The organism is Bowmanella dokdonensis (assembly GCF_017254865.1).
In the GTDB taxonomy this organism is placed as follows: domain Bacteria; phylum Pseudomonadota; class Gammaproteobacteria; order Enterobacterales; family Alteromonadaceae; genus Bowmanella; species Bowmanella dokdonensis.
Map to the genome: position 1 here is coordinate 1 of NZ_JAFKCV010000145.1, position 390 is coordinate 390.

The following is a 390-nucleotide window of genomic DNA, read 5'->3' on the forward strand; positions in this document are numbered from 1 at the left end:
GTAATTGGCGAAATCCTGAAAAAAGCTTCTATCGCTCGCTTTACCCGTACCTTATCCACTACCTTTGCCGCCGGTGTACCCTTAATCGGCGCCCTGGAATCTGCGGCGGGCGCGGCAGGAAACGCCGTATTCCGCGATGCCATTTTATATATCCGCAAAGAAGTTGCCGGCGGTATGCCCATGCATACCGCCATGCGCGCCACTAATGTATTCCCCGATATGGTGACGCAAATGATTGCTATCGGCGAAGAGTCCGGCGCCGTGGATGAGATGCTGAGTAAAATTGCCACCATTTATGAGCGCGAAGTGGACGATATGGTTGATGGCTTAACCAGCTTGCTGGAGCCCATGATTATGGCAGTGCTCGGTGTGGTCATCGGTGGCCTGATC

Annotated in this window: 1 protein-coding gene; it reads left to right on the forward strand. The window is 53.6% G+C overall.

All coding sequences use genetic code 11. The features are described from left to right. Positions 1-390, forward strand: a 390-nt coding sequence (locus tag J0A66_RS21950; protein ID WP_206575969.1) for a type II secretion system F family protein, incomplete at both ends; no start/stop codon positions are given.